Raw genomic sequence first — 12,607 nt, forward strand, 5'->3', positions numbered from 1 at the left:
AGGGTGTCCCGGGCCGGGGTGGGTGTCATGTCGTGGGACAGGTCCGGGCCAATGGCGATCCTGGCCCCGTAACTGAAAGCGTTTGGCGACGAAGACACCATCGCCGTACGGCAGTTGGCCTGTGTGCAGGCGGCGCAACTCCCCGACCTGGCGGCGAGCGTACGCGAGCGCACAACCCTGCGGGTACGCTCCGCCCTCGCTGACCGCCTGGCCCGCCTGGCCCTCAATGGCCGCCTGAGCAGATACGACCCGGAGGTCGCCGCCGAACACTTCCTCTCCCGCATCACCAGCTCGCTTCCTGCGCACTCGGGGCGGTACGCCTGACGGCGGCCGGTGGGTGCCGGTAGCTCTGGCCCGCAACCGCACTGCTCGCGGACGGTTGACGCAGCGGGTCACCCGGGCTCTCCCGGGCGGAGTATTCGATGGCAGGCCACGGCCCCCAACTGACAGGCTGTGGCCATGAGTCCCGAGTCCAACCGCGTGTCCGGAATTTCTTGGCTGGGCAACCCGATCGACGCACGTGCGCTGTTCGGTCAGGAGCTCAGATCGCTGCTCGATACCCTGCGTGGCCTGACACCCGCCGACTGGAGCAGGACGGCAGCCGGGCACTGGACGGTGCACGACGTTGCCGCCCACCTCCTCGGCGACTACTACGGCCGCCTCGGCCGCGGCTACCGGAACAACCCGGCCGATGGCGAGACGCTCGAGGCGTTCATCCACCGCACGAACCAGGAATGGGTCGACCTGCACGCGGACGACACCCCTGCTTCGCTCATCGACGCCCTGGCTGCGGCAGGCACCCAGCTGGCCCAGCGATTCGCCACAGCCGATCTTGACGCGGCCGCCCTGGGCGTGTCGTGGGCAGGTGTCGACCCTGCGCCGGCCTGGCTGGACATCGCCCGGGAGTTCACCGAGCACTGGACTCACCGCCAGCAGATCCGCCACGCCATCGGCCGCGACACCGATCCGGAGCCGCGTGCCCTGGCCATGGTCCTCGATACCTTCATGCGGGCCCTGCCTCACACACTCCGACGCACGTCAGCACCAGTCGGGGCGCAGGTCCGGGTGATCTCCGCGGGCCCCGTCGGCGGCACGTGGACGGCGACTGCCGCCGCGGACCATTGGTCGTTGGCCGGAGCACCGAGCGGCCGACCAACCGCAGCAGTGCTGCTGGATGCTGACACCCTCTGGCGATTGGCTACCCGGAGCATCGATCCTGCGGATGCCCTGTCCCGCGCCCATGTGCAAGGAGATCGTCGGCTCGCCGAAGCCGCGTGCCAGATCGTATCCATCATCTACTGACCCGACGCCTGCCTCACCGGCTCCTGGCGGGTTCCGGGGCCGGTTGTCGTGTATCCCTCGGGCTCGCCCACGCCGACCTCGGCGCCCGCCAGGCGTTCTTCGGACCACTCGTCAGCTGTCCAGCAGCCTGAAGGGGCGTCGCCGGCTTCGGTTTTGAAGGGTGGGCCAAGCCTCTTGTTTACCTTACGGGTCGACCCGTATGGTAAATGCCATGAGTTCCTCTCTGCCCTCCAGGGGGCGTCCCAGGGATCCCCGATCGCACGAGGCGATCATCGGCGCGACGACAGAGCTGGTGGTCGAGGTCGGCTACCCCGCGACATCGATCGGGGCGGTGGCCGCGCGGGCCGGTGTCGGCAAGGACACGATCTACCGGCGGTGGTCGGGCAAGCCGGAGTTGGTCTTCGAGGCCGTCTTCACGACGACCGATGACACTCCGCCCCCGGACACCGGAACGCTGGCCGGGGATCTGGCCGTACTGCTGCAGGGCCTGGTCGACGAGTTCCGCGCGCCTGCCGCCGCGGCGGCACTCCCGGGACTGCTCGCCGACTTCGCCGCCGATCCGGAACTGAAGGCGCGCATCCGCGGCGACTTCCTGGCCCCGTCGAAGGAACGACTGCTGGTTGTCTTCGAACGCGCCGTGCTGCGCGGGGAGATCGCGGCCGAAACGCCCGTGGACCTGGTCCTGGACACGCTGGCAGGAGCCGTGTTCTTCCACGTAGGGCTGATCGGGGAACACCCTGCCCCGCAGCTCGCCGCACTGCTGGCCAGTGTCGTGGCCAAAGGAATCGAAGTCCGATGAACGGCTGGCTTCTCGCCGCAGGGATCACCGCGCTCGGCGTGGCCGCCGTGCACATCATCGGCGGGCACCGCGATGCGGTGCGGCCGCTGCTGTCCTGCGGGCTCGCGGACGAACCCAAGCGGGTCCTGCACGCCGTGTGGCACATGGTGAGCGTCGACCTGGCGCTCTCCGGACTCGCTCTGCTCTACCTCTCCCTGACGGACGGTACGCCGGGGACCAACCTGGTGGCATGGTTCGTGGCTGCGCACTTCATCGCGTACGCGGCAGCCTTCCTGGTCGTCACGCTCTCCGTCGGCTGGCCCAGACCCCTCCTCCGCCTGCCGCAGTGGATTCTGCTCCTGCCGGTCGCGGTGCTGGCAGCGGCGGGCGCCTCGTAACTTCAAGATCGGCATCAAGATGGCCGGGCTCACGGAAAGGGCTGGCCACGACCGATGAGTTACTCCATGATCCACAGTCATAGATCATGACTGGTGCACCGCAGCCACGAGGGTGGCCGAAGCGTGCACCGGCCGCCCGCTGAGATCCAGACACGAGATACCGAGGAACCTGAGATGCGTACCCTGATCAGCACCGCCTTCATATCGCTCGACGGCGTCGTGGAGAGCCCGGGAGGCGAGCCCGGTTACCGGAACTCTGGGTGGACCTTCAAGGACGTCGAGTTCCTCCCCGAGGCCTTCGAGATCAAGGGCCGGGAGCAGAAGGAAGCTACCGCGATCCTGATGGGACGAACCAGTTACGAGGCGTTCAGCCCGGTGTGGCCCGACATGGAGGAATTCGCCGACTACAAGGTGATGCCGAAGTACGTCGTCTCCACCACCCTCACCGAGGAGGACCTGGTAACGAACTGGGGCGAGACGACGATCCTGCGCACCCTCGACCAGGTCGCCGCGCTGAAGGAGACCGAGGGCGGCCCGATCATCGTCCACGGCAGCGCCTCCCTGAACCACGCCCTGTCGGACGCCGGCCTGATCGACCGTTACCACCTGCTCGTCTTCCCGCTGCTGCTCGGCGCGGGCAAGCGGCTCTTCAGCGACACCGACAAGGACACACAGAAGCTGAAGCTCGTTGAGCACGAGGCCTACGCCAACGGCCTGCAGAAGAACGTCTTCGACGTCGTCCGCTGACAAGACTCCCGCGCTCGCCCCGCCGTCGCGCACTCGCCCTGGCCGAAGCGCGGCGGCTCACCACGCGGACAACAGGAAGATGCCCCGACATGGAGCCCGGCCAGGTAGACGACCGCGGCCGGTTGAGCCACGCTGCACGGCTTTGGGTTTGAGCGAGTGGGCGTTGTGGTGGGCGATCTGTGCTCCTTGTACGAAGCCTGGCCCATTACGCTCGACCGTCCGCTGTGGCAGGCGGACCTGCTGGAGTCCGTCTCCAGCCTGGCCGGCACTCTGGGCGTGATGGACGCCCGCTTCCGATTGCCCCGCTTCCTTCTGCCCTCAGACCAGGTGGAGTTGGGCTCTGGGCCCACAGGGCTATTCCCGCAGCCCTCTGGTCACCCCGGAGGGCACCTCGCGCGAGGACCGATCGAGGGGAGCCCGATCCCTCGTGTCCGACCACCTCGACGCTCCCGCCAGTTTCCTCATGGCCGCCCTCCGCGCCTACCGCGCACGCACGGTGTAACTGAGATGCGTCGTCCTCGGCGAAGGCTCTGCACGGGCCAGGTCAAGAGCCACGCGGCCCGCGTCGACGCCCTCGAACAGGCGGATTCCGGAGCCGAACAGCACGGGCGAGAGTGCGATCGTGAACTCGTCGATCAGGCCGGCGTTCATGTACTCCAGGATCGTCGCGCCGCCGCCCGCGATGCGGACGTCTCGGTCGTCGGCGGCCTTGCGGGCCTGATCGAGCGCGGACTCGATGCCGTCGTTGACGAAGTAGAAGGTGGTCCCGCCCTGCCGCACCCAGGGGTCACGCTTCTCGTGCGTCACGACGAACACCGGCGTGTGGAACGGTGGATCCTCGGGCCACGCATGCTCGCCGGCGTCGAACATTCGCTTGCCCATCACGCTTGCGCCGGTGCGCTCGAACGTCTCCCGCACGATGTCGTTGTCGCGCCCTTCCTCACCGCCCTCCCCGAGCTTCAGGTTCTCTCGGAAGAACCGCTGGGGGAAGACCCACTGCTGCAGTTCCATCCACTGCTGCCCCATCAGTTCTTCGGGGGACTCGGGCGCGATGAACCCGTCGAGCGACATCGACACGCTGAAGAACACTTTGCCGGCCATCAGTTCTCAACTCCCTTGCGAGCGATCTCCTCGACGTAGGCAGCCAGGTTGCCGAGGGTCTGCTGACCACCCTCGATCGCGCCGTGCTTCTTGATCGCCTCGTCACGCAGCTCCTTGGTGGGGAACACCGTGAGCATCTCGATCCGGGTCTTCTCCCCGTCGGGCGTGAACGTGAGGACCGACTCGAACGCATTCGGGTCGCCGCGGTACTCGCCATGCAGCATCGCGATCCGCTCCGGCGGGACGATCTCGGTCCAGGTGATCCACTCGCTGTAATCGGTGCCGTCCGGCCCGTGCATCACGAATTGCCACACCCCGCCGACGCGGAACTCGAAGGCCCGCGTAGTGGTGGTGAACCCCTCTGGCCCCCACCAGCGCGACAGGTGCCGTACCTCGGTGAACGCTTTGAACACCAGTTCCGGTGGGGCGTCGATGTCCCGGGACACGACGATCTCGCGGTCGGCCGTCGCGGACTGCGTCGGCGCTTCTCGCCCAGTCGAATTCATCAGCTACTCCTGTAGCCCTTCCTGCTTGAGTTCTTGCACGTATGCGTCCAGCCGGTCGAAGCTCTCGTTCCAGAATTGTTCGAACCCGCCGGTCCACTCATGAACCGCGCGCAGCCCACGTGCGTCCAGGTCGTACAGGCGCTGCTTGCCCGCCTTGCGGTCCCGCACCAAACCGACTTCGCGGAGCACCCGCAGGTGCTTGGACGCCCCAGGCTGCGTCATTCCCAGCTCCTCGGCGACCTCCGTCACCGGCCGTTCGCCTGCCCGCAGCAGCACCAGGATGTCCCGGCGCTGTGGCTCGGCGATGGCGTTGAAGACGTCTGACGTCGTCGCTGCTCGTGCCATGAAACAAACATATTCCTATATCGGCAAGTGTTTCAAGAGTCGCCGAGGAATTGGTGATTCGGCGACAACCCGCGTCGGCCCTCGTAGGATGCCGGGATGCCCAAGCCGATACCGATGAGCCGCCGCATGTGGGTTGCCGCGTGGGCGATCCTGTGCGCGGCCGGCATCGCCGTCACCGCCGAACCGAACTCCTCCTCGGCACGCGGCCCGCAGCCCGAGAAGCCCGTCAGCGCCGAGTGCCGCGAGTACATCGCGGACATCGAAAGGCAGCTGGCTCAGGCCAAGCAGGAAGGCAACGAAGACGCGGTGCTGGGCTTCTCGCGAGTCCGAGTCGGTACCAAGGACGACTGCGGCGACGAACTCCGCAACCACTTCGGCGGCGATCAGTGAGCCGCGGAACCTGGCTCGCCGCGACGGCAGGGGTATCCCTCGTCGCCGCCGGGGCGATCATCACCGAGTACGCCACGTCGGAACCAGAGTCACAACCCACGCCCCCGCGGGTGTACTCCTCCTGCCTGGCGGCGGACACCAAGCCGATGTCTGCGGACGACGACCCGTGCGACGGCCGCTGAAGAGCTCCTGTGCAACCGACAGTGCCCCGCCGAACGGCGGGGCACCAATGTGAGCGGACTTGGCTCACGATCCGTCCATGACGGCTGTTGCGTGGGACCCTAGGTCAAGGGGTTGTCGACGTAGCTTCCCGCGTGGTAATAGTCTTCGCCCTCTTGCTTGCCGACCACCCGGAATCCCTTGATCTTCTTGCTGTCGTTCCACTCAAGGTTGGGCCAGAGGTAGTAACCCTGGTGACAGTTGTACGGAGTCCAGCGCAAGGCGCCCCGTTCAGCTATCCCGTCGAAGTGGTAGACGAGAATCGCGATAGCGACACCCTTGCCGTTGCACTCGTTGTCCTTGATGGACATTGCTCCCTTGAGTTTGTGCGTCCCCCAAGTGAATGTGCCGCTGCCGCACAGATACGTATCGCACACATCGCTCCTACCAGTCGCAGCCGCTGCCGGGCTGGCACTCAGGCCGACGATCAGTCCGGCCGCCAATGCGCCGGCGGCGGCAGTGCGGGTTGCCATCCGCGTAGCTCGTTTCACGGTTCCCCCTCATGCTCGTTGAGTGCGCCGGAGCCATCAGCGCTACAGAGACCGAAGCTAGCGAGAGCCAGGGCCTCAGTCGTCCCACCCTCGCGGTAGACCTATGAGGTGAGACCGCCTGCAACCAGCGCGGTACAACTCCTGGGCGCTCAACCTGTAGTTGGAGTTCAAACCGGCCACCGCCGTTGCCAAGTGGTGGGGACGGGCGGCACGTTGCCGCCCACCCCCACCGGGTGCACGCGGGGTCGCTCAGGCCGCGGGCGCGGGCTGCGGCTCAGGCGCGGGGCGTGTCAGGCGTCCCGTGCGGTGCAGGCCGTAGAGGGACGCCGAGCAGGCCAGGCCGAGGCCGAGCAGCGCGAGCCAGGGCAGCGCGGACATTCCGGCGGCCCGGGCAGCGTCGAGGGCTGCTCCGGTGAGCAGGTTGCCGAGCGTGATGCCGATTCCGCAGATGGTGTTGTAGAGGCCGTAGTGGGTGGCGACGAGGCGGTCACCCGAGAGCCGGACGATGGTGTCCATCTCGAAGGGGTACGCGATCATCGTGCCCAGCGCCAGCATGAGTGCGGCCAGCATGGGCGGCACGGCGGCGAGCAGCCACAGGCCGATGCCTTCGTCCGGCACCGGCACAGCGGTTGCGGCCAGGAGCGGAATGAACGCCGCCCCCATGATCAGCAGGCCCCAGGCCAAGGCGCGCCCGGGTTCCAGATGCTCCTTGCACCAGGCCGTCACCCGGGTCTGGCAGAGGATCGTGGTCAGCCCGGAGGCCGCGAAGAGCAGCGCCACGGCAACGGTGCCGAACTCGCCGTCGCCACCCAGGCGCCGCACTTCGAGCGGCAGCGCGAGATAGACCTGGAAGGAGAGGACGTACGAGCCGATCATCGCGGTGGAGAAGAGCAGGAACGCCCGGTTGGCGATCACGCCCCGCCACTGCGCCAGCACACTCCCCCGCTCACCGGCACCGGCGCCTGCGGGACCATCGCCCCTGCGAGCAGGCAGTGCGCGGATCTGCACCACGCTCAACAGACCGAAGATCGCCGCCGAGACCAAGCAGGTGACGCGGAAGTCGACTCCGGTGAGCAGCATCCCGATGAGCGGGCCGAGCAGGATGCCCGCCTGGTAGAAGACGTTGAACAGGGCGAACGCCTCGACCCTGCGCTCACCCGCGTCCGCCGCCAGGTAGGCCCGTACGGCGGGGTTGAACAGCGCGCCCGCGAAGCCGGTCGCAGCCGAGGCCGCAATCAGCGCCGCGACCGAGTCGACCAGACCGAGCGTCGCGAAACCGACCGTGCGCAGGACACAACCGGCGACGATCAGCGGCTTGTAGCCGAACCGGTCGGCGAGGGTGCCTCCGACGAGGAACATGCCCTGCTGGCTGAAGTTCCGCACCCCCAGCACGAGCCCGACCATCCACCCCGCGAGCCCGAGCGTGCCCGACAGGTGCTGCGCCAGGTACGGCATCAGCATGTAGAAGCCGAGATTGATCGTGAACTGGTTGGCGAACAGCAGCTGCACGCTCCGGTCGTAGGAGCGCACCTGCGCGATCGTGCCCTTCACCGGTTCCCACCTTCGAGCTCGTCGGTCTTGGCCGGCAGGGAGAGCGGATCTGCGACCTCGGTGCAGCGGGTCCAGCGGGTCACTTCCTTCTCGTCGGGGCGGCCCACCACCTCCGGTTCGGATGCTGGAACCACTCCCGACAGCCCCTTCTCGGCGCAGTACTGATCGTCGTAGACAGTTTCCAGATAGCGCTGAGGCCCGTCGGGGAAGATCGCGACGATCCGCGTATCCCGAGGCTGCGTACGAGCCAGCCACCCGGCCACGAGCGCGACCGCGCCGACACTCCAGCCACCCGTGGCGTAGTGCGAGGTCGCCAACTGCCTGCAGGCCCACACGGATTCCGCCGGCGCCACCCAGTGCACCTCGCTGAAGTGCTCGTACGCGACATTGCGCGGGTAGATGCTGGACCCGAGCCCCCGCATGAGCCTGGGCCGGGCGGGCTGCCCGAAGATGGTCGACCCGACGGTGTCCACACCCACAAGGCGCATGTCCGGGTACAACTGGCGCAGCGCCCTTGAGATGCCCGCGGAGTGGCCCCCGGTGCCGACACTGCAGACGAGCACGTCGATGTGGCCGATCTGGGAGGCGAGTTCGAGACCGAGTGGAGTGTAGGCGGAGACGTTGTCGGGGTTGCCGTACTGGTCGGGGCACCAAGCTCCGGGCTCCCGCGCGAGCAGCTCTACGACCCGGTCTCGGCGAGCCTGCTGCCAGCCTCCAGTGGGGTGCGCTTCGGGCACCATGTCGACCGTGGCGCCGTACGCCGCAAGGAGACGGGTCATGGACGGTTCCAGACCCGGATCGGTGACAAGGGTGACGGGATGCCCGTAGACCATTCCGGCCAGGGCGAGGCCGAGCCCCAAGGTGCCACTTGTCGACTCGACGATCGTGCGACCCGGCAGCAACTCGCCGCGAGCACGGGCCCGTTCGACCATGTGCAGGGCCGGACGGTCTTTGATGCCGCCCGGATTGAAGCCCTCCAGCTTGGCCCAGAAGCCGCGGTCGGGCGGGGTGAACGGCTGGGCCACCCGAAGGACGGGTGTGTTGCCGACAAGCCCTGGAAGGCTGGATCCGGCAGGAGTGAAGTCACTCGTGGTCAGAGAGTGCATCTGTTTCGCTCTCATTCGCTGTAGAAGCTGCGCGGGTGCTCGTCTCGCGCGGCACGCCTGTCAGGCGAGCGGCGCGGCGGTCGACTGCGGCCGACCGCGAAGGCGGCTCCTAGATCAGCCACCTGCACAGGACGGCCGGCGCGGTACGGCCGTCATCCGGTATCCGGTTGCGCGCAGCGCCGAGGTGGTCAGCGGTGAGAGGTCTGACGGGGTTCGTGGGGTCCGTGACCGCGCTCACGGACGGCAGTCCGCGTACGGACGCGGGAGCGGTTCCGGCGGGTCCGGGATCGGAGGCGGAGCAGCCTGCCGGCGACTCGGATCCGTCGAGCGCCTCCGTCGTGGGCCGTTCCTCGGGCGGGGGCAGTGTTCGCGACACCGCGCCGACGTGGCCCGTCAACCGCTCACCGGCGTGCGACGTCTCGGCGGCGCACTGCACCAGCGTGAGCAGGAGAACGGTCACCGCGGTCCATACGAGTCGGTGCTTCCACAGCGCCTGGGCGCGCGGCACGGCCCAACGCCCCCGGGGCGAACTCGCCCATGCGGCAGGGGACATCAGTTCAGCAGAGCAGGGCGGCACAGATCCTCCGTGCGGCGGCTGCCCCTGCCGGGTAGTCCACGGCAGGGCAGCGATGGGTTGGGGGTGGTGACGAGCCGTCGAACCATCCCCGAACACCCGCAGGAGGGCAGGCGAGGGAAGGTCAGACGCCGGGCACCGGCCGACAGGAGGAGACACGACGACGGCCTCGGGCCGCGTCGGCAGGCCTCAGTGAGGCGTCGGCCGATGGAGAACGGGGCGCTGACCTAGATACGTAGAACTGGAGACTCCGCCGCATGCGGTATCGGAACCACGAAGCCACGCACGGCTGATGGGCGGACGTGCGCGAGCGGCGGCACCGCGGCTTCCGCCGCCGAACTCAGCGAATCAAGGCACGGCAGCCCGAGGGCGGGGGCCTGTGACGGCTGGCCCAGCGCGCATTCATCGAGGGTGTGCTGCTGCCCGTGGCTGTCGCCGCCGTGGTGATCGACCGGTGCTTCGGCCGGGTCGTGCGTGGCGGTCGCAACAGGTTGCTCCGGCCCGGGTTCAACCTGGCCGGCGATCGCAGTCGAGGTCGCGCTGCCCGATGCGAGGTGACCCGCAGTGCTCTCGGGGCTGGCCGCGTGCGCGTACAGAAGGCCGAAGAGGATCAGGCCAAGGCCCAGCAGGCGCAGCGGAATCGCAGTTGAGCGACTCCGCGATGCGCCGGATGGAGACCAGGCCGTGATCACCCCGTGATCCTAGCCTCTGTCTGTCTGGCTGGCGTAAGGGACTGTGCGAACAGCGAGTGAACAAGCCATGGGCGTCTCCTTGCCTACCGCGGACGGCAGCCGCGATCACGCTCAGGTCCGGGTATTCACGGAACGAAAACCACCGCTTGAGCAGATGACATGAGGCCGGCACGGGTGCACCCGACGGCTTCATCCCGCCGGATGCACCACTGGCCGGACGTTGTCCGGTTCCTGGCGTCAGCTCTTGCCGAGGATCTTGTTCATCTGGTCGATCTCGGCGGTCTGGGCCTTGATCACCTCGTCGGCGAGCTCGGTGGCGGGGCCGTACTTGCCCTTGGACTTCTCGGTCTTGGCCATTTCGACGGCGCCCTCATGATGCTTGATCATCATTTCGGCGAACATCTTGTCGAACTCGGCCCCGGAAGCCTTTTCGAGCTTCTCCATGTCTTCGCTGCTCATCATGCCGGGCATGCCGGAGGACATGTCGTGGCCGTCGTGACCGTCCATGTCGCTCATGTCCTCGGGGACTTCCTCGCCCCACGAGGTGAGCCAGCCGGACATGGTCTTGATCTCGGGATCCTGCGCCCCCTTGATCTTCGTAGCCAGGTCCTTGATCTCCTTCGACGAGGCCCTGTCATCGGCCAGCTCGGCCATGTCGACGGCCTGACGGTGGTGCTGGATCATGTCCTTGGCGAAGGTGACGTCCGCGTCATTGTGGTCGCCGGCCTTGGACGTGGCGGTAGCGGACGGTGTCGAGCTGGACTCCATGGAGCCCATGTCGTGCCCGTTTCCTCCGTTGCCGCACGCGGCGAGAACGAGGGCGGCGACTCCGGCGGTGGCGGCGAGAGCGGTACGGCGGATGAGCTTGCGCTGTGCAGTCATGTTGAACTCCTGCGATGTGGTCGGATGAAGGCGTGCCGATTCACGGCGCCGAGGCCGCCCGTCAGGGGGCTCATGGCGTCGCGAGGGCCGTCCTATATCCGCAGGAGTTGCAGTTCGGAGAGCGAAGGTGGCGCACGGCCGCCGTCGAGACTGCTTCCGTTCCAGGCCGCATGTACGGGCGACGGCGCGACGCAGTCGGCAACGGCCGGTGGCAGGGTCGGCAGTGCGGGAGCCCCTGACACTCCGCTCGAGGAACACGCCGGGTCGGCATGCTGCACATGGCCTCCGCCGCCGCACCCGCCGCCGTCGTGATCACATACGGTCGGCGCCGCCATGGAGGCGACGTCCGGAGCGCTGTCGGCGTCCATGCCCAGGTGCGCTGAGGTTTCGACGGCCTGGTGGTGCCCGGCGGGCTCGACAGACACCTGCGCCGAGCCGAGGCCGTGCATGCCGAGCAAGCCGAACAGCAGCCCGAGCATGAGCAGACCGCCGCACCGCAACGGCGGGCGCGATCGAGCTGGCAGGTCCGGGCGCTTCACGCTCTCATCGTAGGCACATGCCACTGCACCCTTGCGACGCCTGGCCCGACCGGCCCCTGCCTGCTACGGATCTGCGCGTTGGCAGGCTTGCGCTCTCCTCACCAGGAAGTCGGACCCGACGCCTCGAATGCGGCGTCGCCGTTCAGGTAGCGCTTCGGCGAGGTGCCGACGGTTCGGCGGAACGCCGCCAAGAACGCACTCGGGGTCGCGTATCCCACGTCGCGCGCGACCCCGGACACGGGGCGGCCTTCGGCGAGGAGGGACAAGGCGGACCGCAGTCGCACATGGGTGCGCCAGCGATCAAAACTCATGCCCGTGTCCTGGACGAACAAGCGGGTCAGGGTGCGTCGGCTCACCCCGATGGCCCGCGCGTGGGCCTCAAGGCTTCGTTGGTCTGCGGGGTCGGTGAGCAGAGTGTCCGCCACGGCGCGCACGCGCTCGTCGACGGGTTGCGGCACGTCGATGGGCGTCGTCGGCAGGGGGTGCAGCAGATCCAGGACGACCGCCTCGGCCCGCAGGCGAGCGTCATCGGCGAGGTCCTGCCGGTTGAGGTAGGAGATCAAGTGGGCGAGCAGGCCGTCCACTCCGACCGGCGTGGGCTCTGCCCAGTCCACGTGGCACCGGTCCGGTTCGAGGTAGAGGCTGCACAACACCGCCTCGCGGGTCGCACCCGTGCGGTGGACCACTCCGGCAGGGATCCAGAGCGCCCGTGTCGGCGGCAGCACCCAATGGGTGTCTTTGACGGCAATCCCGAGTACACCGCTTCGTGTCCAGGCCAGTTGATGCTGCGGGTGGCTGTGAGGTTCGATCCACTGCCCCGCCGCCAGTGGGAAGTTCCCTACGACGATCGCCCCCACTCCGGGTGGCACGGCACCGTCTTCGGCCTTGGTCATGCATGCCAGGGTATGTCCTCAACACGACATGATCTGGCCCCGTAGCGGATTGTGGCCAGCCAAGGCCCATACGTAGCGTCGTCGCATGCCGAT

The 12,607-nt window shown here is 67.8% G+C and carries 18 protein-coding genes; 7 read left to right on the forward strand and 11 right to left on the reverse strand.

Annotation, left to right across the window (positions count from 1 at the left end; all coding sequences use genetic code 11):
* Positions 1-72: 72 nt before the first annotated feature.
* The 5 genes from E5671_RS04215 to E5671_RS04235 all read left to right on the forward strand — a co-directional run bounded on the left by E5671_RS04215 (position 73) and on the right by E5671_RS04235 (position 3,225).
* On the forward strand, positions 73-324 hold the full coding sequence (locus tag E5671_RS04215; protein ID WP_160509975.1) for a TetR/AcrR family transcriptional regulator C-terminal domain-containing protein: 252 nt from the start codon (positions 73-75) through the stop codon (positions 322-324).
* Positions 325-459: 135 nt separating this feature from the next.
* Entirely contained in the window at positions 460-1,302 is an 843-nt protein-coding gene (locus tag E5671_RS04220) for a maleylpyruvate isomerase family mycothiol-dependent enzyme (protein WP_160502497.1), read from the forward strand.
* Between the two features lie 211 nt (positions 1,303-1,513).
* A complete protein-coding gene (locus tag E5671_RS04225; protein WP_160502498.1) occupies positions 1,514-2,101 on the forward strand; it encodes a TetR/AcrR family transcriptional regulator in 588 nt (195 codons plus the stop codon).
* A complete protein-coding gene (locus E5671_RS04230; RefSeq protein ID WP_160502499.1) occupies positions 2,098-2,478 on the forward strand; it encodes a hypothetical protein in 381 nt (126 codons plus the stop codon). The genes E5671_RS04225 and E5671_RS04230 overlap by 4 nt, the downstream gene beginning before the upstream one ends.
* Positions 2,479-2,652: 174 nt before the next feature.
* On the forward strand, positions 2,653-3,225 hold the full coding sequence (locus E5671_RS04235) for a dihydrofolate reductase family protein (protein WP_160502500.1): 573 nt from the start codon (positions 2,653-2,655) through the stop codon (positions 3,223-3,225).
* A 480-nt stretch (positions 3,226-3,705) separates the two neighbouring features.
* Here the strand turns inward: E5671_RS04235 and E5671_RS04240 are convergent, their stop codons facing one another.
* Genes E5671_RS04240 through E5671_RS04250 form a run of 3 tightly spaced genes read right to left on the reverse strand, consistent with a single transcriptional unit; the run spans position 3,706 to position 5,177 of the window.
* The gene (locus E5671_RS04240) at positions 3,706-4,326 is read right to left on the reverse strand and encodes a dihydrofolate reductase family protein (protein WP_160502501.1); all 621 of its coding nucleotides are present in this window, start codon (positions 4,324-4,326) and stop codon (positions 3,706-3,708) included.
* A complete protein-coding gene (locus E5671_RS04245) occupies positions 4,326-4,832 on the reverse strand; it encodes an SRPBCC family protein (protein WP_160502502.1) in 507 nt (168 codons plus the stop codon). The genes E5671_RS04240 and E5671_RS04245 overlap by 1 nt, the downstream gene beginning before the upstream one ends.
* A 3-nt stretch (positions 4,833-4,835) precedes the next feature.
* Positions 4,836-5,177 (reverse strand): ArsR/SmtB family transcription factor, encoded by a 342-nt coding sequence (locus E5671_RS04250; protein ID WP_160502503.1) that lies wholly within the window; start codon positions 5,175-5,177, stop codon positions 4,836-4,838.
* Positions 5,178-5,273: 96 nt separating this feature from the next.
* Here E5671_RS04250 and E5671_RS04255 point away from each other — a divergent pair, with 96 nt between their 5' ends.
* On the forward strand, positions 5,274-5,567 hold the full coding sequence (locus tag E5671_RS04255; RefSeq protein ID WP_160502504.1) for a DUF1090 domain-containing protein: 294 nt from the start codon (positions 5,274-5,276) through the stop codon (positions 5,565-5,567).
* Positions 5,564-5,749 (forward strand): hypothetical protein, encoded by a 186-nt coding sequence (locus E5671_RS04260; protein WP_160502505.1) that lies wholly within the window; start codon positions 5,564-5,566, stop codon positions 5,747-5,749. The genes E5671_RS04255 and E5671_RS04260 overlap by 4 nt, the downstream gene beginning before the upstream one ends.
* A gap of 99 nt (positions 5,750-5,848) precedes the next feature.
* On the opposite strand, the gene E5671_RS04265 is transcribed toward E5671_RS04260, so the two are convergent.
* The 8 genes from E5671_RS04265 to E5671_RS04300 all read right to left on the reverse strand — a co-directional run bounded on the left by E5671_RS04265 (position 5,849) and on the right by E5671_RS04300 (position 12,514).
* Positions 5,849-6,259, reverse strand: a complete 411-nt coding sequence (locus E5671_RS04265; protein ID WP_160502506.1) for a hypothetical protein — start codon at positions 6,257-6,259, stop codon at positions 5,849-5,851.
* Between the two features lie 267 nt (positions 6,260-6,526).
* The gene (locus tag E5671_RS04270; RefSeq protein WP_160502507.1) at positions 6,527-7,828 is read right to left on the reverse strand and encodes an MFS transporter; all 1,302 of its coding nucleotides are present in this window, start codon (positions 7,826-7,828) and stop codon (positions 6,527-6,529) included.
* The gene (locus E5671_RS04275) at positions 7,825-8,934 is read right to left on the reverse strand and encodes a PLP-dependent cysteine synthase family protein (RefSeq protein WP_160502508.1); all 1,110 of its coding nucleotides are present in this window, start codon (positions 8,932-8,934) and stop codon (positions 7,825-7,827) included. The genes E5671_RS04270 and E5671_RS04275 overlap by 4 nt, the downstream gene beginning before the upstream one ends.
* A gap of 109 nt (positions 8,935-9,043) precedes the next feature.
* Positions 9,044-9,487 carry a hypothetical protein gene (locus tag E5671_RS04280; protein WP_160502509.1) on the reverse strand — a complete coding sequence of 148 codons (444 nt, stop codon included), beginning with the start codon at positions 9,485-9,487 and terminating at the stop codon, positions 9,044-9,046.
* 248 nt (positions 9,488-9,735) lie between these two features.
* Positions 9,736-10,200: a hypothetical protein gene (locus E5671_RS04285; RefSeq protein WP_160502510.1), complete on the reverse strand. Its 465-nt coding sequence runs from the start codon at positions 10,198-10,200 to the stop codon at positions 9,736-9,738.
* 237 nt (positions 10,201-10,437) lie between these two features.
* Positions 10,438-11,082, reverse strand: a complete 645-nt coding sequence (locus E5671_RS04290; protein WP_160502511.1) for a DUF305 domain-containing protein — start codon at positions 11,080-11,082, stop codon at positions 10,438-10,440.
* Positions 11,083-11,174: 92 nt separating this feature from the next.
* A complete protein-coding gene (locus tag E5671_RS04295) occupies positions 11,175-11,621 on the reverse strand; it encodes a DUF6153 family protein (protein WP_160502512.1) in 447 nt (148 codons plus the stop codon).
* Positions 11,622-11,719: 98 nt separating this feature from the next.
* On the reverse strand, positions 11,720-12,514 hold the full coding sequence (locus tag E5671_RS04300) for an AraC family transcriptional regulator (protein ID WP_160502513.1): 795 nt from the start codon (positions 12,512-12,514) through the stop codon (positions 11,720-11,722).
* Between the last annotated feature and the right edge of the window lie 93 nt (positions 12,515-12,607).

The organism is Streptomyces sp. BA2 (assembly GCF_009769735.1).
GTDB lineage: Bacteria > Actinomycetota > Actinomycetes > Streptomycetales > Streptomycetaceae > Streptomyces.

Excerpts from the sequence above, each read along its gene's own strand:
- E5671_RS04220 (WP_160502497.1), top strand. The coding sequence starts at position 460 with ATGAGTCCCGAGTCCAACCGCGTGTCCGGAATTTCTTGGCTGGGCAAC.
- E5671_RS04225 (WP_160502498.1), top strand. The coding sequence starts at position 1,514 with ATGAGTTCCTCTCTGCCCTCCAGGGGGCGTCCCAGGGATCCCCGATCG.
- E5671_RS04230 (WP_160502499.1), top strand. The coding sequence starts at position 2,098 with ATGAACGGCTGGCTTCTCGCCGCAGGGATCACCGCGCTCGGCGTGGCC.
- E5671_RS04235 (WP_160502500.1), top strand. The coding sequence starts at position 2,653 with ATGCGTACCCTGATCAGCACCGCCTTCATATCGCTCGACGGCGTCGTG.
- E5671_RS04240 (WP_160502501.1), bottom strand. The coding sequence starts at position 4,326 with ATGGCCGGCAAAGTGTTCTTCAGCGTGTCGATGTCGCTCGACGGGTTC.
- E5671_RS04245 (WP_160502502.1), bottom strand. The coding sequence starts at position 4,832 with ATGAATTCGACTGGGCGAGAAGCGCCGACGCAGTCCGCGACGGCCGAC.
- E5671_RS04250 (WP_160502503.1), bottom strand. The coding sequence starts at position 5,177 with ATGGCACGAGCAGCGACGACGTCAGACGTCTTCAACGCCATCGCCGAG.
- E5671_RS04255 (WP_160502504.1), top strand. The coding sequence starts at position 5,274 with ATGCCCAAGCCGATACCGATGAGCCGCCGCATGTGGGTTGCCGCGTGG.
- E5671_RS04265 (WP_160502506.1), bottom strand. The coding sequence starts at position 6,259 with ATGGCAACCCGCACTGCCGCCGCCGGCGCATTGGCGGCCGGACTGATC.
- E5671_RS04275 (WP_160502508.1), bottom strand. The coding sequence starts at position 8,934 with ATGCACTCTCTGACCACGAGTGACTTCACTCCTGCCGGATCCAGCCTT.
- E5671_RS04280 (WP_160502509.1), bottom strand. The coding sequence starts at position 9,487 with ATGTCCCCTGCCGCATGGGCGAGTTCGCCCCGGGGGCGTTGGGCCGTG.
- E5671_RS04290 (WP_160502511.1), bottom strand. The coding sequence starts at position 11,082 with ATGACTGCACAGCGCAAGCTCATCCGCCGTACCGCTCTCGCCGCCACC.
- E5671_RS04300 (WP_160502513.1), bottom strand. The coding sequence starts at position 12,514 with ATGACCAAGGCCGAAGACGGTGCCGTGCCACCCGGAGTGGGGGCGATC.